At 62.6% G+C, this 23,477-nt stretch carries 23 protein-coding genes; 4 read left to right on the forward strand and 19 right to left on the reverse strand.

All coding sequences use genetic code 11. The features are described 5' to 3' along the window. From QM996_RS12830 to QM996_RS12910, 17 genes are all read right to left on the reverse strand, one after another. Nucleotides 1-645 carry a Urease operon accessory protein gene (locus tag QM996_RS12830; RefSeq protein ID WP_500267813.1) on the reverse strand — a complete coding sequence of 215 codons (645 nt, stop codon included), beginning with the start codon at nucleotides 643-645 and terminating at the stop codon, nucleotides 1-3. A gap of 3 nt (nucleotides 646-648) precedes the next feature. Further along, on the reverse strand, nucleotides 649-1,062 hold the full coding sequence (locus tag QM996_RS12835) for a lysozyme inhibitor LprI family protein (protein WP_500267814.1): 414 nt from the start codon (nucleotides 1,060-1,062) through the stop codon (nucleotides 649-651). Continuing rightward, nucleotides 1,059-1,364 carry an urease subunit beta gene (locus QM996_RS12840; protein ID WP_065374392.1) on the reverse strand — a complete coding sequence of 102 codons (306 nt, stop codon included), beginning with the start codon at nucleotides 1,362-1,364 and terminating at the stop codon, nucleotides 1,059-1,061. Before QM996_RS12840 ends, QM996_RS12835 begins: the two co-directional genes overlap by 4 nt. A 10-nt stretch (nucleotides 1,365-1,374) precedes the next feature. Next, a complete protein-coding gene (locus tag QM996_RS12845; protein WP_500267815.1) occupies nucleotides 1,375-1,629 on the reverse strand; it encodes a DUF1272 domain-containing protein in 255 nt (84 codons plus the stop codon). 60 nt (nucleotides 1,630-1,689) lie between these two features. After that, a complete protein-coding gene (locus QM996_RS12850; RefSeq protein ID WP_034794185.1) occupies nucleotides 1,690-1,992 on the reverse strand; it encodes an urease subunit gamma in 303 nt (100 codons plus the stop codon). 122 nt (nucleotides 1,993-2,114) lie between these two features. Beyond that, nucleotides 2,115-2,948 carry an urease accessory protein UreD gene (locus tag QM996_RS12855; protein WP_500267816.1) on the reverse strand — a complete coding sequence of 278 codons (834 nt, stop codon included), beginning with the start codon at nucleotides 2,946-2,948 and terminating at the stop codon, nucleotides 2,115-2,117. Between the two features lie 455 nt (nucleotides 2,949-3,403). Further along, nucleotides 3,404-4,522 carry a branched-chain amino acid ABC transporter substrate-binding protein gene (locus QM996_RS12860; RefSeq protein WP_173517605.1) on the reverse strand — a complete coding sequence of 373 codons (1,119 nt, stop codon included), beginning with the start codon at nucleotides 4,520-4,522 and terminating at the stop codon, nucleotides 3,404-3,406. A gap of 115 nt (nucleotides 4,523-4,637) precedes the next feature. Further along, nucleotides 4,638-4,982 (reverse strand): DUF6867 family protein, encoded by a 345-nt coding sequence (locus QM996_RS12865; protein WP_500267817.1) that lies wholly within the window; start codon nucleotides 4,980-4,982, stop codon nucleotides 4,638-4,640. 24 nt (nucleotides 4,983-5,006) lie between these two features. Further along, nucleotides 5,007-5,732, reverse strand: coding sequence for an ABC transporter ATP-binding protein (locus QM996_RS12870; RefSeq protein WP_500267818.1), 726 nt, complete (start codon nucleotides 5,730-5,732; stop codon nucleotides 5,007-5,009). Beyond that, complete coding sequence (locus QM996_RS12875; RefSeq protein ID WP_500267819.1) at nucleotides 5,729-6,622, reverse strand: ABC transporter ATP-binding protein; 894 nt, start codon at nucleotides 6,620-6,622, stop codon at nucleotides 5,729-5,731. The genes QM996_RS12870 and QM996_RS12875 overlap by 4 nt, the downstream gene beginning before the upstream one ends. After that, the gene (livM, locus tag QM996_RS12880) at nucleotides 6,622-8,007 is read right to left on the reverse strand and encodes an ABC transporter permease family protein (protein WP_500267820.1); all 1,386 of its coding nucleotides are present in this window, start codon (nucleotides 8,005-8,007) and stop codon (nucleotides 6,622-6,624) included. The genes QM996_RS12875 and livM overlap by 1 nt, the downstream gene beginning before the upstream one ends. Nucleotides 8,008-8,011: 4 nt before the next feature. Continuing rightward, complete coding sequence (locus QM996_RS12885; protein ID WP_500267821.1) at nucleotides 8,012-8,914, reverse strand: branched-chain amino acid ABC transporter permease; 903 nt, start codon at nucleotides 8,912-8,914, stop codon at nucleotides 8,012-8,014. Between the two features lie 285 nt (nucleotides 8,915-9,199). Further along, on the reverse strand, nucleotides 9,200-11,626 hold the full coding sequence (locus QM996_RS12890) for a GcvT family protein (RefSeq protein WP_500267822.1): 2,427 nt from the start codon (nucleotides 11,624-11,626) through the stop codon (nucleotides 9,200-9,202). Nucleotides 11,627-11,881: 255 nt separating this feature from the next. Continuing rightward, a complete protein-coding gene (locus QM996_RS12895) occupies nucleotides 11,882-12,436 on the reverse strand; it encodes a sarcosine oxidase subunit gamma (RefSeq protein WP_500267823.1) in 555 nt (184 codons plus the stop codon). Between the two features lie 10 nt (nucleotides 12,437-12,446). Further along, on the reverse strand, nucleotides 12,447-15,404 hold the full coding sequence (locus tag QM996_RS12900; RefSeq protein ID WP_500267824.1) for an aminomethyltransferase family protein: 2,958 nt from the start codon (nucleotides 15,402-15,404) through the stop codon (nucleotides 12,447-12,449). Then, nucleotides 15,401-15,679, reverse strand: a complete 279-nt coding sequence (locus QM996_RS12905; protein WP_500267825.1) for a sarcosine oxidase subunit delta — start codon at nucleotides 15,677-15,679, stop codon at nucleotides 15,401-15,403. Before QM996_RS12905 ends, QM996_RS12900 begins: the two co-directional genes overlap by 4 nt. A gap of 74 nt (nucleotides 15,680-15,753) precedes the next feature. After that, nucleotides 15,754-17,004, reverse strand: a complete 1,251-nt coding sequence (locus QM996_RS12910) for a sarcosine oxidase subunit beta family protein (RefSeq protein WP_500267826.1) — start codon at nucleotides 17,002-17,004, stop codon at nucleotides 15,754-15,756. A gap of 230 nt (nucleotides 17,005-17,234) precedes the next feature. Here QM996_RS12910 and cysQ point away from each other — a divergent pair, with 230 nt between their 5' ends. The 4 genes from cysQ to QM996_RS12930 all read left to right on the forward strand — a co-directional run bounded on the left by cysQ (nucleotide 17,235) and on the right by QM996_RS12930 (nucleotide 21,644). Continuing rightward, nucleotides 17,235-18,011 carry a 3'(2'),5'-bisphosphate nucleotidase CysQ family protein gene (gene cysQ, locus QM996_RS12915; RefSeq protein ID WP_500267827.1) on the forward strand — a complete coding sequence of 259 codons (777 nt, stop codon included), beginning with the start codon at nucleotides 17,235-17,237 and terminating at the stop codon, nucleotides 18,009-18,011. 300 nt (nucleotides 18,012-18,311) lie between these two features. Continuing rightward, nucleotides 18,312-18,824, forward strand: coding sequence for a Dps family protein (locus tag QM996_RS12920; protein WP_500267828.1), 513 nt, complete (start codon nucleotides 18,312-18,314; stop codon nucleotides 18,822-18,824). A 313-nt stretch (nucleotides 18,825-19,137) separates the two neighbouring features. Further along, nucleotides 19,138-19,995: an SDR family oxidoreductase gene (locus QM996_RS12925; protein ID WP_500267829.1), complete on the forward strand. Its 858-nt coding sequence runs from the start codon at nucleotides 19,138-19,140 to the stop codon at nucleotides 19,993-19,995. A 92-nt stretch (nucleotides 19,996-20,087) separates the two neighbouring features. Further along, nucleotides 20,088-21,644 carry a VOC family protein gene (locus QM996_RS12930; RefSeq protein ID WP_500267830.1) on the forward strand — a complete coding sequence of 519 codons (1,557 nt, stop codon included), beginning with the start codon at nucleotides 20,088-20,090 and terminating at the stop codon, nucleotides 21,642-21,644. 11 nt (nucleotides 21,645-21,655) lie between these two features. Here the strand turns inward: QM996_RS12930 and QM996_RS12935 are convergent, their stop codons facing one another. Beyond that, nucleotides 21,656-22,219: an NADPH-dependent FMN reductase gene (locus QM996_RS12935; protein WP_500267831.1), complete on the reverse strand. Its 564-nt coding sequence runs from the start codon at nucleotides 22,217-22,219 to the stop codon at nucleotides 21,656-21,658. A gap of 222 nt (nucleotides 22,220-22,441) precedes the next feature. Beyond that, nucleotides 22,442-23,395, reverse strand: coding sequence for a ring-cleaving dioxygenase (locus QM996_RS12940; RefSeq protein ID WP_500267832.1), 954 nt, complete (start codon nucleotides 23,393-23,395; stop codon nucleotides 22,442-22,444). Between the last annotated feature and the right edge of the window lie 82 nt (nucleotides 23,396-23,477).

Here is a 23,477-nt window from a genome sequence, read left to right on the forward strand (position 1 = left end):
TCAGGCTCCTTGGGACGAAGAAGAAAGGGAATGGAGGCGGCGAAGGCGGCCTCTTGCTGCCAGGGCATCGACATAGCGGCGCTCGGCGGCAAAGGGATGCCATTGCCACCCGGCATGGCCGAAGCCGGCGAGAACGACGTCGTCATCGGCTGTCGCGATATTCGACAGGATATCGGCAATGACGATCAGGCCGCTGGACGGAACGACGTAGGGATCCGGCGAGAAGCTGGCGAGACCATGGTCCAGTTGCTCATGCACCGGGGCCGGGACGATGCGAAAACGGCGGTTGGTCGAGCGGCTGAAACTCTCGAAACCGGCGGTGTAGTCGTCACAGAAATCATCGAGGTCCGGATGCGTTTTCGCCAGGGTGGCCCGCAGCGCGGCAAACTTCGCACCGGAGCGGACGCACCAGATTTCGCGCGCCTGACGCACTGCCGAACTCGTCTTCCAGCGGCCGCCGCCGAGCATCGCAAGCCCGGGGCGCCCGGTGTTGCAGACGGCGACGATATCGGTCTTGTGGCCGCCGGAACCGACGGAACGGCAATCGTTGAAACGGACGACAAGATCGGCGGCATCGATCGCCGCGGCAGCGCCATCCGGCACGGGACCGTTGCCTACGATCATGATGAGGCGGCGCCCTTGCACGGGTCAGTTCCCTTGATTTTCGAGGAATTCTTTCAATTCGGCGGTGCGCTTTTGCGTCAGGTCTGTAAGGCAGCCCGAAACCAGCATCGGCTCCGCCTGGCCGCCTCGCGCCTGGAAGCCGGCCAGTTCACATTGGCCGTCACGGTAACCGATCCAGGCGCGCTGCGCCGTTTTCAGCGCCTCGACGGCTCCGACCTCGGCGCCCTCCAGGTCCGAGTCGATCTCTTGCACTGCCGTCATCGCCTGCTTGTAGATCCTGTTCAGCTCCGCATCCGCCGCCTGGTATTCCTGATCGGCGCACATGTTCAGATCCGACTGGGCGGTTGCGTTCGCACAGTCCACCCTCGGCGGTTCCTGAGCGGGCGCGGAAGCCGCAGAAATGAGAAGCAAGCCAAGGAGCGGAACCACTGCTCTCATAGTTTCCCCATCACCTGCTGACGGAAGCCGTAGACCTCTCGCTTGCCGGAAAGCGGGATCAGCGTCACCTGGCGGGTCTGGCCCGGTTCGAAGCGCACGGCGGTGCCAGCCGGAATATCCAGCCGCCTGCCGTAGGCGGCCTTTCGGTCAAACTGCAGTCCGGCGTTGGTTTCGGCGAAATGGTAGTGGCTGCCGACCTGAATCGGGCGGTCACCGGTATTGGCAACCTCGATGGTTGTCGTATCGAGACCGGCATTAAGCTCGATCTCTCCGGCAGCCGCGATGATTTCTCCTGGGATCATGGTTCTCTCCTCAAGCCGCCTTCGCACCGGCGCAGCCCTGCGGCTTTAGCACCCGCTCGGTGGAGGCCGGATATTTTTCAAGCAGCGCTGCCGGGCGCACCGGCCGGCGCGTGAATTCGCCGCCGCAGTTCGGGCAGGAGCCGCCGAGTTTTCCGTCAACACAATCCAGGCAGAAGGTGCACTCGAAAGTACAGATCATCGCCTCGCGGCTGTCCGGCGGCAGATCCTTGTCGCAGCATTCGCAATTGGGGCGCAAAGCCAGCATGCTTGCCTCCTGAGATCATGGGTTGGACGGATACGGCCGGAAGGGCCGCGTTTCCTTCGTTCAGCGGATCGGTTCGTGAACGGTGACGAGCTTGGTACCATCGGGAAACGTCGCTTCGATCTGGATGTCGTGGATCATCTCGGGGATGCCCTCCATCACCTGATCGCGCGTCAGCACCTGGGCGCCCGCTTCCATCAGTTCGGCAACCGAGCGCCCGTCGCGCGCGCCTTCGACGACGAAATCGGTGATCAACGCGATCGCCTCCGGATGGTTGAGTTTCACGCCGCGCTCCAGGCGCCGGCGCGCGACCATCGCCGCCATGGAAATCAGCAATTTGTCCTTTTCGCGCGGAGTAAGATTCATGCGTCGCCACCGGTTGTTCGTGAAGCAATTCCCAGGAAGTCTGCGGAGCGATTTTCCGTCAGGAATTACAGAGTTTCAATGTGTTAGATCATTTCACAGTTTCAATAAAAATATGAAATGACCTAGAGAACCCAGACTTTCGGCACTGTCTTCTGCTTGCGCAAGTGCGAAATGATGGGGATGAGGATTTTTCTGAGCGCGAACCCATCCGGCGCCACGAATCGGGCAACCAGCTTGTCGCGGCCATCGACCTGGAAATGGCTGATGCCGACGCCGGCCTCGCCGTCAACGAGCGACCGAAGACGCGGCAACAAGGGCTCACAATCGGGACCGACATAGAGGAGCGTGGCAAAGGCGGCCGCGCCGTCGAGCACCGCCCGTCGCTGACCGAGGCTGGCAATCTCTCCGGCAAGCGCCAGATTGTCCGCATGCAGCAGCTTGCCGTCGAGGCGGATGCGCCAGCGATCACGGAAGAGCCCGGCATGCACCACCTCCCCCATCGCCTTGCGACCAAGCAGAACCGCCTCTACCGCCAGGAACGTCGCGTCCGCGGCAAGTTCCACGTCCAGCGAACGCGACAGCGAGGCATGGTCGAAAAGGATCGTTTCCTGCGGCAGCCAGTCGACACGGGCGCCGGCGGCAACCTCGATACGCGTGGCCACCGCGACCGTATCGGCGCTCGCCTTATAGATCTTCTCACAGGCCTGCGTCGTCACCGTCACATCGGTTCCCGCCCCTGCCGCCACTTCCCAAATCATGCGGTCGCCGCCGGTGAGACCGCCGGACGAATTGATGAGCACAGCCTCCATGGAGCCATCGAAGGTCTTCGGCAGGCGGATCTTGGCGCAGCCTTCCTGATACAGTTCGGCAATGCGGCTCTGGCCGAGCGCCGTCTTGGCGACCAGCCGGCCCTTACCCCAGGCCCGTTGCGGGGCGATGCTTGCTGCCTTGTTCATCCTCGACCGCCGAGCGGTGTCCTTCCATCCCTGGCGCTGCACCCGTTGGGCCGGTCGCCTTGCCTTCGCGCTATCGTCCGCAACGCGGCATGACAAGTCAAGTTATTGTTTTGCAAAGAAAATCGTCAGAGCGCTGCATTTCCGTGCAAGCGCTGCGCGAAAAACAGGCAGCCACTTACGCTACCCGATCCGGCGGCTCGCGCCCCTCGAGGAAAGCGGTGACGTTGCCGACCGGCGGGTAACGAGAATGCAGGGTTTCGAGCTCATGGCCGCCTCCGGAACAGAATTCGGGAGAGAGTGCACGAAACGGTGCGACGCGACAGCCATCTCGACAGGCGAAACACTTATCACGAAAAGCCGTGACCTCGACCAGAGGTGGAGGTTGCTTCGCTTACAGAAAAGCCCGGCGATCGCTCGCCGGGCCCGACAAATCGGACGCAAGTCCGAAATCAGAACTACTCGTTCTGGAAGTAGGTGAACTTGCCGTCGTCGCCCTTCTTCCAAGTGTACATGACGTAGTCCGGGCGGGTGATGTCGCCCTTTTCGTTATAGCCGAGTTCGCCGATTGCGGTCTTGAACGGACCCTTTGCCTTGATGGCTTCGGCAACGGCCTGTGGGTCGTTACCGCCGGAAGCCTTCGCGGCTTCGGCGATGACCTGAAGAGCGGCATAGGAGTAGAGGGTGTAGGCTTCCGGTTCAAAGCCGGCTGCGCGGAACTTTTCGACGAGTTCCTTGGCGGCCGGGTTCTTGCGCGGATCCGGAGCGAACGTCATCAGCGTACCGTCGACGGCGTCGCCGGCGATGGAGGCCAGTTCGTTGGAAACGATACCGTCGCCGGACATCATGGTTGCCTTGAGGCCCTGGTCCTTCATCTGGCGCATGATCAGGCCGGCCTCGGTGTGCAGACCGCCCCAGTAGACGACCGAAACGCCGGCTTCCTTCATCTTGGCGATCAGTGCGGAGAAGTCCTTGTCGCCGATGTTGACGCCTTCATAGAGGGCCTCGGTGAGGCCGGCTTCGTTCATCGCCTTCTTGGTTTCGTCGGCAAGGCCCTGACCATAGGGCGTCTTGTCGTGAACGACGGCGATCTTCGCGTCCTTGAAGTTGGCGGCGAGGTACGCGCCGGCAACTGCGCCCTGCTGGTCGTCACGGCCGCAGGTGCGGAAGGTGTTCCACAGGCCGCGCTCAGTGAACTGCGGGTTGGTCGCAGACGGCGTGATCTCCAAGATGCCGTTTTCGGCATAGACTTCCGATGCCGGGATCGAAACGCCAGAGTTGAAGTGACCAACGACGAACTTCACGCCGTCAGCAACGAACTTGTTGGCGACCGAAATGCCCTGCTTCGGGTCCGAAACGTCGTCGCCGAGCACAAGCTTGATCTGTTCCCCGTTGATACCGCCGGCGGCGTTGATGTCGGCAGCGGCCTGTTCGGCACCTTTCTGGAGCTGTGCACCGAAGGCTGCGTTCGGGCCAGTCAGCGGGCCGGCGACACCAACGAGAATATCGGCCCAGGCGGTGCCGCTGAAGGCAACCATAGCCGTCAGCGCAACGGCCGACAGAAGAGATTTTTTCATCTTGTTACTCCCAAATATTCGAGCGGGTCTCGTTATCAACCTGCGCAATGCCCACCATAGTTGCGCCGGTGTTTCCTTCGCACCGGCCGCGGCGGACCGGCACGCGCTGTTCCCTTTATTTGGCTTTCCAGGAGAAGGGTGAAGCCTTCTCGTAGAGCCAGTAGTAGATTTTGGTCATTTGCTTGGTTCGGTAGTACCGGAAACCTGCGGTAGCAAACAACAAAAGCACGATCGTGTCCACGATATAGTATTGCAGGCTGAACATCGTGCCGCCGAAGAGGGCGTGATGCACGAAGCGGATCGCCAGCCCCAGCAACGCCACGTAGAGCAGCAGCCGCGGCACGCCCTGCCAACTTTCGGCAACGCTCTTGCCGGTTCGCCAGGCGGTCCAACCGCCCATCACGCAGCTGATGAAAAAAAACTGCCAGATCGACGGTTCTTCGTAGAGAATTCCCTGCATGTCACTTGCTCCAGATGCAGCCCGTCAATGACGGCCGCCTTCGAGATAGGCCGCGCGAACTTCCGGGTTCGCCAGCAGGTCCTTGCCGGTGCCGCTCATCGTCACCCGGCCGTTGACCAGCACGTAGCCGCGATCTGAAAGCTTGAGCGCCCCAAAGGCGTTCTGCTCGACGAGGAACACCGTCAGGCCCTCCTCCTTGTTGAGTTTCTTGATCGCTTCGAAGATGCCCTTGACGATCAGCGGCGCGAGACCCAGCGACGGCTCGTCGAGAAGCAAAAGCTTCGGGCGGGCCATCAGCGCGCGGCCGATCGACAGCATCTGCTGCTCGCCGCCCGACAGCGTTCCGCCGCGTTGCGCCTGACGCTCCTTCAGTCGCGGAAAAAGCCTGAAGATCTTTTCCACGTCCTCGTCGAAATGCTTGAGGTTGTCGAGGCTCGCGCCCATCTGCAGGTTTTCGAAAACAGTCATGCGCGGGAAGATGCGGCGGCCTTCCGGCGACTGAGCAATCCTCATGCGTGCGATTTCGTGGGTCGGCAGGCGCGTGATGTCATGGCCGTCGAACATCACCGTGCCGGTGCGCGCCTGCGGACTGCCGCAGATCGTCATCATCAAGGTCGACTTGCCCGCACCATTGGCACCGATCAGCGAAACGATTTCGCCGCGATGGACCTCGACGTCGACGCCGCTGAGCGCCCGAATATTGCCGTAGTAGGTTTCGACGGCTTTCACTTGCAGCAGCGGCGCAGTCATTGCTTGGTGTCTCCCTGTCCGCCTTCGATTTCCTCGATTTGCTCGATCACCTCTTCAACCTCTTCATCCTCGACACCCAGATAGGCCGCGATGACCTTTGGATCGTTCTTGACGAAATCCGGGGTGCCGTCGGAAATCTTCTGCCCATATTCGAGCACGACGACATGGTCCGATATCTCCATGACCACGGACATGTCGTGCTCGATCAGCAGGATGGACGTGCCGGTGTCCCTGCGGATGCCCTGCAACAGTTCATTGAGGGCATGAGACTCGCGCGGATTGAGGCCGGCCGCAGGCTCATCGAGGCACAGCAGCTCCGGTCCCGTGCACATGGCACGGGCAATCTCCAACCGCCGCTGCGCGCCATAGGGCAGGTCCCCGGCCGGGTCGTCGGCCCGGTCGATCAGCGACGCCTTTTCGAGCCAATGCTTGGCGAGTTCAGTCGCCTCCCTGGAGGCCTGCCGATAGGCGGGGAATCCAAGGAGCCCGAGCACGGTATAGCCTGATGCCAGCATCAGCTTGTTGTGCTGCGCCACCAAGAGGTTTTCGAGCACGGTCATGCCGGAGAACATCCGGATGTTCTGGAACGTGCGCGCCACCTTCGCCTGCTTGGTGATCTCGAAGTCCGGCAGCCGCTCCAGGAGATACTCCTTCCCGGACTGCTGCTTCATTGTGATCATACCCATCGTCGGCTTGTAGAAGCCGGTGATGCAGTTGAACACCGTCGTCTTGCCTGCTCCGTTCGGGCCGATCAGCGCGGTGATGTCGCCGCGATGGGCCTCGAAGGAGAAGTCGTTGATCGCCATCAGACCGCCGAAGCGCATCGACAGGTGCTCAACCTTGAGAATCGGGTCTTGTGTCATTGTCATCGTCGTGGTCTCGAGGGCCATCAGCCATGCCCTTCCTTGGTAAAGCTGCCGGAGACGGCCTTTCGTTCGCGCAGGAACGCGGTCGGTTCACGCGATCCGACGAAGCCGCGCGGCTTCCAGACCATGACGACGACCATGGCCAGGCCAAAGATCAGCATGCGGTAGAGTTCCGGTGTGAAGTTCGGTCCGAAGATGACCTTCAGGAAGGCGAGCTCACGCAGGATTTCGGTGCCGCCGATCATGACGACTGCCGCGACCGCAATGCCGGTCAGCGACCCCATGCCGCCGAGCACGACGATTGCGAGGATCACCGCCGATTCGAGGAACACGAAGGATTCGGGCGAAACGAAGCCCTGGCGCACCGCGAAGAAGGAGCCGGCGATGCCGCCGAACATGGCGCCCATGGCGAAAGCCGTCAGCTTGGTGGTGACCGTGTTGATGCCGAGCGACTTGCAGGCGATCTCATCTTCGCGCAGGGCCTCCCAGGCGCGCCCGATCGGCATCCGACGAAGGCGGATCGTCACGAAGGCCGTGATCAAGCAAAGGCCGAGGATCAGGTAGAACAGGAAGATCTTGTAGTAGACCGACGAGATCGGCAGCCCCATCAATGCGGCAAAGCCGTCCTTCGAGGCATCGAACTTGATGCCGAACAGCGTCGCCTTGGCAATGCCGGACACGCCGAAGGTACCCTTGGTGACCTCGGTCCAGTTGATCAGCACCAGGCGGATGATTTCGCCGAAGGCGAGCGTGACGATCGCCAGATAGTCACCGCGCAGGCGCAGCACCGGGAAGCCGAGGACCAAGCCCCAGCAGGCGGCAAGCAGGCCGGCGACCGGCAACAGCACCCAGAAGGACAAGCCGAAATAGGTCGACAGCAGCGCGTAGGAATAGGCACCGACCGCATAGAAAGCGACGTAACCAAGGTCGAGCAGGCCGGCGAGGCCGACGACGATGTTGAGCCCCCAGGCGAGCATCACATAGATCAGGATCTGGATGCCGAAATTGTCCACCCATTTCAGCGAGCCCTGAATACCGGTGAGCGCGACGATGACCGGCGGATAAAGGATCAAGGCAACGATCGCAATCCTCGAGAAATTGCGGCTGAAGAAGCTCTCTTCCTTGGCAACTTCCGGCGCTGCCGCCTTTGCAGCCTTTCGCTGGGCAAGCCACGGCTGGACGTAGGCGACCATGAGGAAGCGGCCAACCATGGCAATGATCACGAAGATCGCCAACAGGCCCCAACGCTGGGTCAGGATCAGCTCGTTGCGGATGTTCTGGTCGGTCTTGAGGCCGACGAAGAGCACGAACAGTCCGAGCGTGATGAGGCCCGCGAAGACAGACTCGCGCAGGGCCCGCGCCGTCACCTCTGTGCCGGCGCTTGCAGTTGTAGAAGCAATGTTTGCCATTGAATTATACCTTCTCGACTTCCGGTCGTCCGAGAATACCCGACGGCTTGAAGATCAGGACGATTGCGAGAATGGAGAAGGTCGCAACGTCCTTGTAGTCGATGGTGAAATAGGCCGACCACAGGGACTCGATCAGGCCGATCAGAAGTCCGCCCAATACAGCGCCCGGCAGCGAGCCAATGCCTCCGAGAACGGCGGCGGTGAATGCCTTGACCCCGGGGACGAAGCCGTCGGTAAAAACGACCACGCCGTAATACATCAGGTACATGGTTCCCGCGACAGCAGCGAGTGCAGCGCCCATGATGAAGGTCACGGAGATCGTTCGGTCGACGTCGACGCCAAGCAGGGCCGCCATCTTGCGATCCTGCTCGGTGGCGCGCTGAGCACGGCCAAGCGGCGTCTTGTTGACGATGTACCAGAAGACGGAAAGCAGGATCGCCGTGATGATGATGATGATGATCTGCTTCAGCGAAATGGCGATGCCGAACACGTCATAGACGGACGAGACGAGCGGCGGGATCGGCTTGTTGCGCGGCCCCTGCGTCACCTGGATGAAGTTCGACAACACGATCGACATGCCGATCGCGGTAATCAGCGGCGCCAGCCGGAAAGACCCGCGCAGCGGACGGTACGCCACTCGCTCGATCGTCCAGTTCCACAGCGACGCCGCGAGCATCGCCACGATCATCATCAGCAAAAGCGCAAGTACAACCGGCACGCCTGCTATAAATGAAGTGAGAAGCAGAAAGACAATCAAAGCAGCAAAGCCGCCAAGCATGAAGATATCGCCGTGGGCGAAGTTGATCATGCCAATGATGCCGTAGACCATGGTATAACCAATTGCGATCATACCATAAATAGACCCAAGAGTCAGCCCGTTGACGAGCTGCTGGACGAAATACTCCATCAATCTTCCCCTGGACCAGATCCCTAAGGTCTGGTCTCTTTGTTTTTTGAGCTCTTGTGAGCGCCGTGTTTGTTCGATTCCATACCTCTTTCAAACGAAAAGGAAAGCTAAAAAACGCGGCTTCGGCAAAATCTTCCTCGATAAAATCGATTTGACGCTTTTAAAGCCAGAAAAATCAAAACGTCCGCAGCTTTCGCCCGCAAAATCATCAACTTTAGTCGTAAATGCCGTGAGACCTGCGGAGGTCCGGCCACGAACTGGCCAGACCACTGGCCGCCCCGCCGCTCAAGTGCGCATCCGTTGACCGCTTGCATCGAACAAGGGATTCGGCTGCAGGCGCGCCGGCAGGATCTCGCCCAGGAGTTCGATCGACCAGCCATCGCTGCGGTCGGCGATCTCCTTCGGCACGTAACCCATGGCCACCGAAACGCCGCTCGTATGCGCATAGCCGCCCGACGTTACCCAGCCGCGCACGACGCCGTCGAGATAGATCGGTTCGTCGCCGATGACGTCGGCATCCCTCGCCTCGAGGACGAAGGTCCTGAGACGCAGCACGCCGCCGTCGGCCTTCTCCTTGGTCGCCGCCGCCTTGCCGATGAAATCGGCCTCCTTGCCCGTTGCGACGAAGCGACCAAGGCCGGCCTCGACCGGACCGTAAAGCGGTCGATATTCGCGCGCCCAACTGCCGAAGGACTTCTCGACCCGCAAGGCGTTCAGTGCCCTGAGGCCGAACAATCTGATCCCGGACGACGCCCCCTTTTCCATGAAGAGCTCGAAGAGATAGCGCTGATACTCCGGCTTCATCCAGATCTCGTAGCCGAGATCGCCGGTGTAGCTGACGCGGCCGACGATGACGGGTGCCATGCCGAGGTCCATCCGACGGATATCCAGGAACGGAAAGGCGGCGTCCGAGACGTCGAGATGGGTGAGGCTGGCAAGCACCTCGCGCGCCTTCGGCCCTGCGATCGACAGGCCGACCAGTTCCAGCTTCAGCGGCTTCAGCGAAACCGAGCCGTCCAAAGGCAGATGCGCCTCGAACCAGCGCATGTGGTAGTCCTCGGCGATTCCGGAGCCGACGAGCAGGAAATCCCCCTCCCCGAGCTTGGCAAGCGTGAAATCGCCGATCAGCTTGCCGTCCTCCTTCAGCATCGGCGCCAGCGTCATGCGTCCCGCTTGCGGGATGCGGCAGGCCAGTATGCGGTCGAGCCAGGCCTCGGCCCCCTTGCCGGTGATCGCATATTTGGCAAAGCCCGAAGTCTCCATCAGGCCGACGCCTTCGCGCACGGCGCGCGCTTCCCCGCCAACCGTTTCGAAATCCGTCGAGCGCCGCCAGGAGAATGCGTCCGTCACCCCTTCGGGTGCGAACCACAGCGGCGTTTCGAGACCGTAGGACGCGCCGAAAACGGCGCCGGCCGCCTTCAGCCTGTCGTAGATCGGCGTCGTCAGCAGCGGCCGCGCACCCGGCAACTCCTCGTTCGGATAGCGGATCGAGAAACGGCGCGAATAGTTTTCGCGCACCTTGGCATTGGTATAGGCGAGTGTGGCGAAATCGCCGTAGCGGGCGACGTCCATGGCAAAGACGTCGAAACCGGGATCGCCATGGATCATCCAGTTGGCAAGCGCCAGGCCGACGCCGCCGCCCTGGCTGAAGCCGGCCATGACGGCGCAGGCAGACCAGAAGTTCCGCAAGCCCCGCACGGGACCGACCAGCGGATTGCCATCCGGCGAGAAGGTGAAGGGGCCGTTGATGATCTTCTTGATGCCGGCCCGGTTGAAGGCCGGAAAATGCCGGAAGCCGACTTCGAGTTCCGGCGAAATGCGGTCGATATCCTCTGCCAGCAGTTCATGGCCGAAGTCCCAGGGCGTCGTCACTGGCGACCACGGACGGCATGCCTTCTCATAGGTGCCCATCAGCATCCCGTTGCGTTCCTGGCGCAGATAGATCTCGCCGTCGAAATCGACGCAATGCATCAGTTCCTTGCCGCGCGTCCGGTTGAACTCGATGACCTCGGGCATGTCTTCGGTGATGAGATACATGTGCTCCATGGCGAGCACCGGCAGCTCGAGGCCGACCATGCGGCCCACCTCACGCGCCCAGAGCCCGGCGGCGTTGACGACATGTTCAGCGATGATCTCGCCCTGGTTGGTGATCACGCGCCAGGAGCCATCCTCGCGCTGCACCAGATCCTCGACCTTGGTGTGCAGATAGATCTCCGCGCCGTTCTTTTTCGCCGACTTGGCATAGGCATGGGTCGTGCCGTAGGGATCGAGATGGCCTTCGACCGGATCGAAGACCGCGCCGACGAACTGATCGGGGTCGAGCAGCGGCATCAGGTCATGCGCTTCCTTGGGCGTCAGCAGCTCGGCATCGAGCCCCATGTAGCGGCCCTTGGCGAGGATCGACTTCATCCAGTCGAAGCGCTCCTTGGTGGCTGCCAGCATCATGCCCGACGTCATGTGCAGGCCGACATCCTGGCCGGAGAATTCCTGGATTTCCTTATAGAGCTCCACCGTGTATTTCTGCAGCTTGGCGACGTTCGGGTCGCCGTTGATCGTGTGCATGCCGCCGGCCGCATGCCAGGTGGAGCCGGAGGTCAGCTCCGATCGTTCGAGCAGGACAGCATCGGTCCAGCCGAACTTCGTCAGGTGATAGAGCACCGAACAACCGACGACGCCGCCTCCGATAACGACGACCTTGGCATGGCTTTTCATGCGTACACTCCGCCTTCCCATGCTCCTGCCGGAGGCATGGCCAAATTGTCAGGAAAAATATCAAGCACGGCGGCCGCTTGCCTTCCGCCACGGAAGCGCAGGCGGCGATTGATGGCAGCCTAGTCAGAAAGGCGGCGGCGATAAAGACACGGCTGCGAAGGACGCTTGTCCATTTCCGCCGTTTGCTGGCGGATGGGCGACCCGTTTGCGGCATTTCATGCCGCATTTGTTTTCAGCCTATCGCCGGAGGCCGGTTCAGTCGGAAAAGGCAGCCGTGATATCGAACGCCCGTCCCATCCGCATCAGGTCGTCGAAGAGCGATTCCGCGTAGCTTCGCGCCACGATCAGTTCGAACGCGTCTTCGTCCGTCCGGGCGAGATTGACCGGGATGTGGCCGCACAGCACGTTGGCACTGCCCCCGAGCGGGAAAACGGCAGGATGCAGATCGAGGCCGATGCCCTTGGCTAGGATGGTGCGCGCATTCGGGCCGGCAAGGCGGAAGACGGCGCGTCCATCGCTTTGGTCGACGACATAGGCCTGTCCACCGCAAAGCTGTTCGAGGTGCCGCATCAGTCCGCTCGGCGCCTCCACCTCCGAGACCACCAGCCATTCCCCGGGACCTGAGAAACGGAGCGACAGCTCGGGTACCGAAGCGATCGCCTGCCGCACCGCCTCTTCCTGCCCGGTGCGGGCGAGAACCGTCGCGATCGTGCGCCAATGGCCGACCATCAGGTGATCGGCGGCCGGAGGCGTCGGCGCAGAGCGCAACTTCTGCTCCAATGCGTGGCGGTTGTTATAGTCGCGAACCATCACCGCCTCCTCAGGCCTTCAGCTTCATGTTTTGCGGATCGACGAAGACCGGATCGCAGACCTCGGCGACGATCTCCTGATCGCGCAGCTTGTCAAAAACGATGACCTTCTCGCCATAGCGCTCGCGCCCGGATTTCAGGAAGGCAAGCGCGATGGCGTGCCCCAGGACTGGCGAGAAGCCGGCCGAGCTCACCCAGCCCTGATCGTTCAGCGTCGAGGGCTTCGTTCCCTCCTTCAGGAGATGGGCACCGGCACGCATATCCTTGTCGGCATCGACCGGCTTCAAGCCGACGAGTTGCATGCGGTCGGCCGCCGTCAACCCGTAGCGCGTCGACAGGCGCTTGCCGATGAAGTCGGCCTTCTGCATCGACAGCATGCGACCGAGGCCGGCATCGTCGGGCGTGACGCGGCCATCGAATTCGGCATGCGTCAGCAACCCCTTTTCCAGCCGCAGCACATTGAGCGCTTCGACGCCATAGGCGCAGATATCGTGCGGACGGCCGGCCTCCATGATCTGGTCCGCGACCGTTTCGCCGTAACCCGCCGGCACTGCCAACTCGAAGGCGAGTTCCCCGGAGAAGGAGATGCGGAAGAGCCGCGCGGAAACGCCGTTCTTCAGAACGATCTTCCGGGCGGAAAGGAACGGAAATGCGTCGTCGGAAATGTCGCCATCGACGATCTGCTGCAACACCGCGCGCGCCTTCGGACCGGCGACCGCCATCTGCGCCCATTGGTCCGTAGACGAGGTGAACCGGACCTCAGGCTCCGGCCAGAGCGCCTGGGCACAATATTCCATGTGGGCCATCACCGGCCCGGCCATCGCCGTTGTCGTGGTCACGAGGAAATGCTCCTCGTCGAACCGGCTCACCGTGCCGTCGTCGAAGACGAAGCCGTCTTCGCGCAGCATCAGGCCGTAGCGCGCCTTGCCGACGGGCAGTTTGAGGACCGGGTTGCAATAGAGCCGGTTGAGGAACTCCGCGGCGTCCGGACCGAAAACCTCGATCTTACCGAGCGTCGAGACGTCGCAGAGGCCGACATTGGCGCGCACGTTCAGCACTTCGCGATCGACGCTTTCGCGCCAGGTCTTCTCGCCGGCACGCGGGAACCAGGCGGAGCGGTACCAGAGCCCCACCTCGACGAAGGTCGCACCGTTTTTCGTCGCCCAGCCGTGCAGCGGCGATTTCCGTGCCGGCACCGCATGTTCGTCGCGCGCCGCGCCCGCAAGTGCGCCGAAGGAGACCGGCGTGTAGAAGGGCCGGAAGGTCGTTGTGCCAACCTCGGCCGGGCTGACGCCGCGCATGCCCGCGAGAATACCGACGGCGTTGATGTTGGAAAGCTTGCCCTGGTCGGTCGCCATGCCGTTGGTCGTGTAGCGCTTGGCATGCTCCACATGGCCGAAGCCTTCGCGAAGAGCGAGGCCAAGGTCTTTCGCATGCACGTCGTTCTGGAAGTCGACGAAGGCCTTCGACTTGGCGCCCGGCACGTACCAGAATGCCGCAAAGGAAAAGGCTTCCTCGCCATCGACGACAGGTGGCGCGGCCGGCGCGACGTTGAAACCGAGTTCCACTGCCATTGCTGCGGCCTTTGCCACGCCATCAGATAGGCAGCCGGCGAGTGTATAGACGCCATTGGCAGCACCGACGGGACGAAGGCCAGCACCGACATCGGGAGCAGTAAACGCCTGCAATTCCTCCGACCAGATGGGCTTGGCACCGCGCTGGCACGCAAGATGCACGACCGGGCTCCAGCCGCCGGACATGCCGAGCGCATCGCAGGCGATCAGTTCCTCGAAACCGGAGCGTTCGACGACGATGCCCTTGAGGCGTTGCCTGCCCTTGGTATCGACGATCGAGGCCGAGCGGATGACCCTGATGCCATCAGGCGCCCGATCGCCGGATTCCGCCCGGGCATCGACGATCGCCGCGATGGCGACGCCTTTGGCGGCAAGCGCGCGCGCCGTGCGATAGCCAGCGCTGCCACTGGTGAAGATCGCGACAGACTTGCCGGCTGCGACACCGTAGCGTTCGGCATAGGTCGTCATGGCACCGGCCATCATCACGCCGGGGCGATCGTTGCCGCCAAAGACCAGCGGCCGTTCCTCGGCGCCGGTCGCGAGCAGCGCGCGCTTGGCAACGATGCGCCAGACGCGCTCGCTCACAAGCTTCGACGACGGTTCGGCGACGTGTTTCTGCACGCGTTCGACCGCGCCGAAGACATTGTCGTCATACCAGCCGAAAACGGTGGTACGCGAAAGCAGCGTGACGTTCGGCAGCGACTGCAACTCTGCAACTGCACGATCGGCGAAGACCGATGCCGCGCCACCGTCAATGGTCTCCGTGGTCGAAAGCAGGGAGCCGCCGAGCCGGAAATCCTCGTCCGCGACGATGACGCGCAGCCCGGCGCGGCCAGCCGTCAGCGCCGCCATCAGGCCGGACGGACCGGCACCGACGACGAGCAGATCGCAGAAGGCCCAGGACTTCTCGTAGCTCTCGGGGTCGCGCTCAAGCACAGCTCTCCCGAGGCCGGCGGCGCGGCGGATGAAAGGCTCGTAGACGCGCTCCCAGAACTGCTTCGGCCACATGAAGGTCTTGTAGTAGAAGCCGGCGCCGAGGAACGGCGACAGCAGGCCATTGACGGCACCGACATCGAAGCCGAGCGACGGCCAGCGGTTCTGGCTCTTGGCCGTCAGCCCGCCATAGAGTTCGGCGACTGTCGCCTTGGTGTTTGCATCGGTGCGCGCACCGGAACCGATGGTGACGAGCGCGTTCGGCTCGGAAGGCCCGGCACTGACGATGCCGCGCGGCCGATGGTACTTGAAGCTGCGACCGACGAGCAGCTGGTCATTGGCAAGCAGCGCCGAGGCGAGCGTATCGCCGGCAAAGCCGCGCAGCGGTCGACCGTCGAAGGTGAAGCTCAGCGACTGGCTGCGATCGACGAGGCCGCCGGAGGAAAGACGATGGCCGGTCATCGCTCGGGCCTCCGCAGAAACGCCACGGCATCGACGACGGAATAGACCTCATGGGTGGCCGTATCGCGCTCGACGACAAGGAAGCGTCGACAGCCGGCGATGTGATGCCAATGCTCGAAGGTGCGGCCACGCGGATTGGCGCGCACATAGACATAATCGTGCCAGGCTTCGTCGGAATCCATAGGTTCCGGGCGGCCGCGCGACGCGTCGCCGCGGATCGCAAACTCTTCCTTCGGTCGGACCCCGCAATGCGGGCAGGTAATCAGGCTTGCCATCGTCTTCCGTGTCCTGAAGCCGTGCTCCGGCTTCCTGTTCATTCCATGCGGGCCGACAGATCGGCCATGTGCTGTCAGTGAAGATTGGGTTGCGGGCCGGCGCCGGCCTCGTCGACGGCATAGCCGCGGGCGAAACGGTCGAGCCTGAGGGCGCGCGCCACCGGATGGGTGTCGTTCCTGGCGATCAGATGGGCGAAGCAATAGCCGGAAGCCGGTGTCGCCTTGAAGCCGCCATAGCACCAGCCGCAGTTCAGGTAGAGATTGTCGATCGAGGTGCGGTCGATGATCGGCGATCCGTCCATGCTCATGTCCATGACGCCGCCCCAGGCGCGCAGCACCCGCACCCGCGACAGGCCTGGGATCATCGCCACCCCCTCCTCCATCACGTGCTCGGCGGTCGCGAGGTTGCCGCGCTGGGCGTAGGAGGAATAGCCGTCGATCTCTGCGCCGAAGACGAGGCCGCCCTTGTCCGATTGCGAGATGTAGAAGTGGCCGCCGCCATAGACGATCACATGGTCGATGCAGGGCTTCAGCCCCTCGGTGACGAAGGCCTGCAGCACATGGCTTTCGAGCGGCAGCTTGAGACCCGCCATCTCGCCGACCCGCGACGAATTTCCGGCCGCCGCCAGCGCCAGCTTGCCGCAGCCGATGAAGCCCTTGCTCGTTTCGACGCCGGTGACGACGCCGTTTTCACGGCGGATGCCGGTCACTTCGCAATGTTCGATGATGTCGACGCCGTGCCGGTCGGCGCCACGGGCATAGCCCCAGGCGACCGCATCGTGTCTCGCGGTGCCGGCGCGCCGCTGCAACAGGCCGCCAAGGATCGGATAGCGCGCGTGATCGTAATTGAGGAAGGGGATCATCTTCTTCAACTGCTCACGCTCGATGAGTTCGGCCGCCACCCCCTCCATCCACATCGCATTGCCGCGCCGGACATAGACGTCGCGCTGGCCGTCGCTGTGGTAAAGCATGATAACGCCGCGCTGCGACAGCATCACATTGTAGTTGAGATCCTGCTCCAGCCCTTCCCAGAGCTTCATCGAGAACTCGTAGAAAGGTTCGTTGCCGGGCAGCATGTAGTTGGAGCGCACGATCGTCGTGTTGCGGCCAACATTGCCCGAACCGAGATAGCCCTTCTCCAGAACGGCGACGTTCTTCACGCCGAATTCCTTGGCAAGGTAATAGGCCGTCGAAAGCCCATGTCCGCCGCCGCCGACGATGATCACGTCATAGTGCGGTTTCGGCTGCGGCTGGCGCCATTGCGGCTTCCAATTCAGGTTTCCGGAAAGGGCGTTCCTGACAAGCGAGAAAGCGGAATAACGCATGAAGGCATCCAGTTCAGTTGCATCGGCACATTTGCACAGCCGCGCGGCGGAAGCAAAGACACAACCGTCTCGCAGGCGCAAAAAACCCTTCGCCGGCTCATCATGCGGCTGGCTGCCCGACGGAACGAATCGATGATTGCTGCGAATGGAGTGCGCCTACCGCCAAAGCATGACTACCTTCCTGTTCCCGATATGTTATGAGGCTGATGACGGACGGAAAGTAAGGGCGAATGCTGGAGATACTGCAACAATCGGCGATAGCAGCGGGTCGGGCCATTCTCGACATCTATAACGCTGGCCCGGAGGTCAGCTACAAGCCGGACTGTTCGCCGGTCACCGACGCCGACGCCTGCGCCGAGCGTATCATCCTTACAAATCTCGCCCGCGCCTTTCCGGAGATTCCGGTTGTCGCCGAGGAAGCGGTCGCCGCCGGTTTCGTGCCTGATATATCCGGCAGATCCTTCTTCCTGGTCGATCCCCTCGATGGCACGAAGGAATTCATCGGTCGGCATGACGATTTTACCGTCAACATCGCGTTGATCGAGAACGGCGCGCCGGTGGCCGGCGTCGTCTATGCGCCGGCTCTCGGCATCCTCTACGCCGCCCACCACGGCAAGGCAGTAAAGGCGGTCATCGACGAGACCTTCCACCTGGACAATGAAACCGTCATTGGCTGCCGCAGTTGCGGCGATCGCATGGTTGGACTTGCCAGCCGTTCGCACAACAGCGCCGAAACGACCGCCTACCTCGCCGAGCACGGCATCGTCGACTACAGGGCGGTCGGTTCGTCCCTGAAGTTCTGCCTTCTCGCCGAGGGGCTCGCCGACGTCTATCCACGCTTCAGCCGCACGATGGAATGGGACACGGCCGCGGGCGACGCCATCCTTCGGGCGGCCGGCGGCGAAACACTGACGATGGACGGCGTGCCGCTCACCTACGGCAAGCGCAACCAGAAGGACGACAGCGACTTCGCCAACCCCTGGTTCGTCTCGCGCGGCAAGCCCTGATCGCTCCTTTCTTCGACGGAGCCTGTGTCTGCGCGCCGCCCTCCCGCGGCCATTCCATACTCACTTTGAGGTAACGCTGCCCCGATCCTCTCCACTGGAACCGCGACGTGGTCGGGACCTGTTTTCTGCGCGCGCTGGGCGGTCACGCCGTCTCGTCTCCCTGCCCTGCCCTGGCATTTAAAAGGCATGTGACGGCTACCGATGCGGCCGGAACAACCGCCGCGCCGCGGCGTTCAACACAGGCGGCCGGCCACTGCCGCATCCGCTCGACGCTTTCAAAGACAGAACTGGAGCAGGAGAATGAAACAGACAGCCGCCGTGCTGAAGCCCAAGGTCAGGGACGAGGAATTCGACATCGGTCTGACCAAGGCCTATCGCCAACACATGGCCGCAGCGCTTTCCGACATCCTGGCCGAAACTTACAAGCTGGTGATCAAAAGCCACATCTACCATTGGAATGTGGTTGGTCCCCTGTTCAAGCCGCTGCACGAGTTGACCGAAGAACATTACAATGCGTTGTTCAAGGCAACCGACATCATCGCCGAACGCATCCGTGCCCTTGGCCATCTCGCCCCGGCAAAACTTGCCGAAGCGAAGACTTTCGCGCCCAGCGCGGCCTCGGTCAGTCATACGACCGCGGCCGAAATGGTGGCGGACCTGATTGCCGATCACGAGGCGGCTGCGCGCCGGATGCGGGAGGCCGGCACCAAGGCCGACGAGAACGGTGACCTCGTCACCACCGACATGCTGACCGAGCGCCTCGATTTCCACGAAAAAGCGCTATGGATGCTGCGGGCTATCGTTGCAGCCTGATCCTATCGGCGCCCGGCATCGATGCGGCGACGGCGCCGCATCGGAAGGAAATGTACGCGGCGTCCTCGGCAGGTGGGCGCCGTGCGCGCCGTCGACGACGATGGTTTCGCCACCATCGACTGCGAGTTCACCGGTCTTGAAGTGCGATACGGACGCAAGTTCCTCCTTTGTGAAGGCGCGGAAATAGTCGAGCTTGCGCAAGGGACAGCCTTGAAAACACATGGTTTTCAAGAGCAGGTTCCGGGAACGCCAATGGACAGCTCGTCTGCGGCGCCCTATGTCTTGCACGCGATCCCGCCACAGGAGTTCCGTCATGTCGCATCCTGCCTTCGCCCCCAACAATCTTGCCGTCATCACCGGCGCCGCCTCCGGCATCGGTCTGGCCGCCGCTCGCCACTTCGCCTCGCTCGGCATGCGCGTCGTGCTCGCCGATCTTGCCGGCGAGAAGCTAGACAAGGCGGCGGCCGAAGTCGCCGCCGCCTCACCCGGTCGAGCGCAACACATCGTGGCAATACCGACCGACGTGTCGCGGCTCGAAGACCTGGAAGCGCTCGAACGCGGCGTGCATCAGCGGTTCGGCGAGGTGCATGTGCTGATGAACAATGCCGGCATCCAGCCCGGCAGCGCGATCCTCGGTCCATTGGCCGCCTGGGAAGCGACGCTCGGCGTCAACCTCTGGGGCGTCATCAACGGTTCTCGCGTTTTCGCGACACGCATGATCGCGCACGGCAAACCGGCCGTCATCATCAACACCGGTTCGAAGCAAGGCATCACCACGCCGCCGGGCGACCCGGCCTACAATGTCTCGAAGGCAGGAGTGAAAGTCTTCACCGAGGCGCTCGAGCATGAGTTGCGCAACACCGCCGGAAGCCAGGTGCGCGCTCATCTCCTGATCCCCGGCTTCGTCTATACCGGGCTGACGGCCCAGGGCCGCAGCGAAAAGCCGGTCGGCGCCTGGACGCCGGAGCAGACCGTCGACTTCATGATGGAAAGCCTGACGCGCGGCGATTTCTATATCCTCTGCCCCGACAACGACGTACCCCGCCCCACCGACGAGCGCCGTATTCTGTGGGCCGCCGGCGATATCGTCGAGAACCGGCCGCCGCTGTCGCGCTGGCATCCGGACCATGCGGATGCCTTCAAGGCATTCCTGGAAAAAGGCCGCGACTGATCCTCGCGCGTAAACACAGCGTTCTCCGCAGCGCTTCTGGCGCCGGCGTTCCGTCTCGTGTTTTGTGAGCACATACCAATAAGGGACTGACAATGACGAGCGGCATCCACCACATCACCCTGATTGCCCGGAAGGTTCAGGCAAACGTCGATTTCTATGTCGGCTTCCTGGGCTTGCGGCTCGTCAAGCGGACGGGCGGCTACGAGGATGCCAATCAGTTGCACCTCTTCTATGGCGATGCCGAGGGCTCACCCGGATCGCTCGTCACTTTCCTGATGTGGGAGGATGGCGGCCGCGGCCGGGTCGGTCACAGCCAGCCAAGCGAAATCGCCTTCGCGATCCGGCCGGAGAGCATCGGCTTCTGGCTGACCCGGGCGCTGCAATTCAACATCGCCACCTCGGGGCCGTCGCAGGAGTTCGGCGAACCGGTGCTGCGGCTGAAGGATCCGGACGGTGTCATCGTCAAGCTCGTCGGCACCGAGGCAGTTTCGACCTCTGCGCCCTGGAGCACGCGCGACATCCCGGAGGAAGATGCGATCCGACGCCTGCGCGGCGCCACGATCCTCACCGAGAAGCCGGAAGAGTCCGTTCGCTTCCTGAAAACGCATTTCGGTTATAGCGAGACCGCCTCCAGCGACACGATCCGTCGTCTCACCTCCGCCTCCGGCGACGTCATCGACGTGCGCGACGCAACCGGCTTCTGGACGTCGGCGCCCGGAACCGGAACGATCGATCACATCGCCTTCCGCGCTCCCGACCGGGCAGCGGTAGAACGGGTGCGCGACAACCTGCAACGCGATGGCGCCGGCGCCATCAATGCGCATGATCGCAAATACTTCTATTCGCTCTATGTGCGCGAGCCGGGCGGCTCGCTCTACGAACTGGCAAGCGACGTGCCCGGCTTCACCGTCGACGAGCCCAAGGAAACGCTCGGCACCGAGCTTTTCGTCCCCGCGCATTTCAGCGCCGCGAGGGAAGAGATGCTGCTCGCCATGCCGCAATTCGCGCTGCCGGGAGAACCGCGGCTGACGGAGCGCGACCTGCCCTTCGTGCACCGCTTCTATCATCCTGACGTGCTGGATGACCGCACCTTCATGCTGCTTCACGGCAGCGGCGCCAACGAGACACAGCTTCTCCACCTTGCCCACCAGGTCGACAGGCAAGCGACGCTTGTCGGCATTCGCGGCCGGGCGAACGAAGAAGGTTTGCCGCGCTGGTTCCGGCGCTATTCGCCGACGACCTTCGACCAGAAGGATGTGCGCGCGGAGGCCGACGCTTTCGCCGCCTTCGTCGAAGGGGCTGCGGACGGCTACCGGATCGATCTCGAGAAGACCGTCTTCATCGGCTATTCCAACGGTGCCAACCTGCTGGTGGCACTAATGCTGTTACATCCGGGCCTCATCCGCAACGTCGTGCTGATGCGCTCGATGCTCGTCATCGACGACGTGCCGCCTCCGGATTTGACCGGGACGAAGGTGCTGTTGCTCACGGGCAAGCACGATAGTTATGGAGAATTCGCGCCCCGGCTGAAGGCGGAGCTGTCACGCACGGGTGCGGACCTCACCGCGGCCGAACTCGACATGGGGCATGAAATCGGCGCTCCGGATATTGCGGCCATTCAACAATGGCTGAAGGACAAGGGGCTCTGAGGGGCTTCGCCTCAGGCTCCTTTCCCCGCACCCGCAAAGTCAGCGAAGGCCTTGACGAAGGCGGTGAGCCGATCGCGCGCGCCTTCATCCGTCAGCGTCCCGTTCGCATCGAAAAGCGTCTCCGCCTTGGGCAACATCAGCCGCTTTCCGGACCAGAGCTCGGCACCGAGCGTCCGCATGACCGGCAGCCAGGCGTTCTGGCTGAGGATGGTGCCGAAATTGCCGGGCGACGCGCCGGCGAGCGCAAAGGGGCGGCCGCGAAACACCTTGGCGATATCGGCAGAGGGCCGGCTCAGCCAGTCGATCGCGTTCTTGAACACGCCGGGGATGGAGTTGTTGTATTCCGGCGTGAACAGGATAACGCCGTCGGCGGCCATTACCTCCTGCTTGAGCGCCGTCACAGCTTCGGGAATGCCGCTTTCCTTCTCGATATCGCCGTCATAGAGCGGAATCCCATGCAGGGTCGCGGTGTCGAAGTCGACGCCATCCGGCACGTTCTCCGCCGCCGCCCGCATCAGCCCAGTGTTGAACGACGCCTTGCGCAGGCTCCCGGATATGCCGAGGATTTTCGTCATGAGGTCTGATCCTTCCTACTCTGCAGGGTCCTTGCGGGTGCGCCTCGATACGTGAGGCGGGAATGCGGGCGGAAACCCGCAGCACTTTCCCTCCTCGCGCTCAGACGCATAACGCAACAGCCGCCATGATGGGTCCGCTTGAAGACGATGTCCAACAGGACCAGAGGGATAGACGCAAGCAAGCCGGGGAAGAATCCCCGGCTTGTCGCTCGAGCCCAGTTGTTAGACCAGCGGCTTCAACCGCGCTTCGATCTGGGCCCGCTTCGGCTCCAGGAACGGCGGCAGCGACAGGCTTTCACCCAGCGTTTCCATCGGTTCGTCAACCGCGAAACCTGGCCCGTCCGTCGCGATCTCGAAGAGAACGCCATTCGGCTCGCGGAAATAGAGCGAGCGGAAGTAGTAGCGTTCGACTTCGCCGCTCGACGGCAGGCGGAACCCGTTGAGCCGCTCCGTCCATTCCGTCAATGCCGCGTTGTCGGGCGCCCGGAAGGCGACATGGTGCACGGCACCGGCGCCCTGCCGGGCAATCGGCAGGCCCGGCTGGACCGCAACGTGCAGTTCGGCCGCGGGACCGCCCTCGCCCATCGTGAAGACATGGACCTGGCCTTGACCATCCGGCGACGGATAGCTGCGGGCCTCGCTCATGTTCATCACATGGGTCAGGACCAACTGGGTGTTCGTGATGTCGGGCACGCTGATGGTGATCGGTCCGAGGCCCTTGATCTGGTGCTCGGCCGGAACCGGGCTTTTCTCCCACGGATGCGAGGGCTCAAGCCCACCGTCGTCGATCAATCGGAAGCGCTGGCCTTCGCCGTCTTCGAAGTCGAGCGAGACACGTCCATCGATCTCCGTGATCTCGCCGGCCGTGACCTTGAGGTCGTCGAAACGCTGCTTCCACCAGCGCACGCTCTTGGCACTGCCGACCCTCAGGCCCGTGCGCGAGATGCTGTGCGTGCCGCGCCCCTCGGGTCCAACCGGCCAGTCGAAGAAGGTCAGGTCCGTTCCGGGCGTTGCCCGCCCGTCGGCGTAGAAGAGATGGTAGGCGGTGGTGTCGTCCTGGTTGACGGTCTTCTTGACCAGCCGCAGGCCGAGCGTCTCGGTGTAGAAACGCAGGTTCTCCGGGGCGTTGGCGGTGATCGCCGTCAGGTGATGGATCCCGGTCAGTTGCAAGCTCATGATTGCCTCCAATGCGTGGCATTACTGTTGAGCACAATATGGGATACCATATCGTTTCCGACAGTGGATCAATAAAGAACGG

The sequence above is a fragment of the Sinorhizobium chiapasense genome (assembly GCF_045277575.1).
GTDB lineage: Bacteria > Pseudomonadota > Alphaproteobacteria > Rhizobiales > Rhizobiaceae > Ensifer > Ensifer chiapasense_A.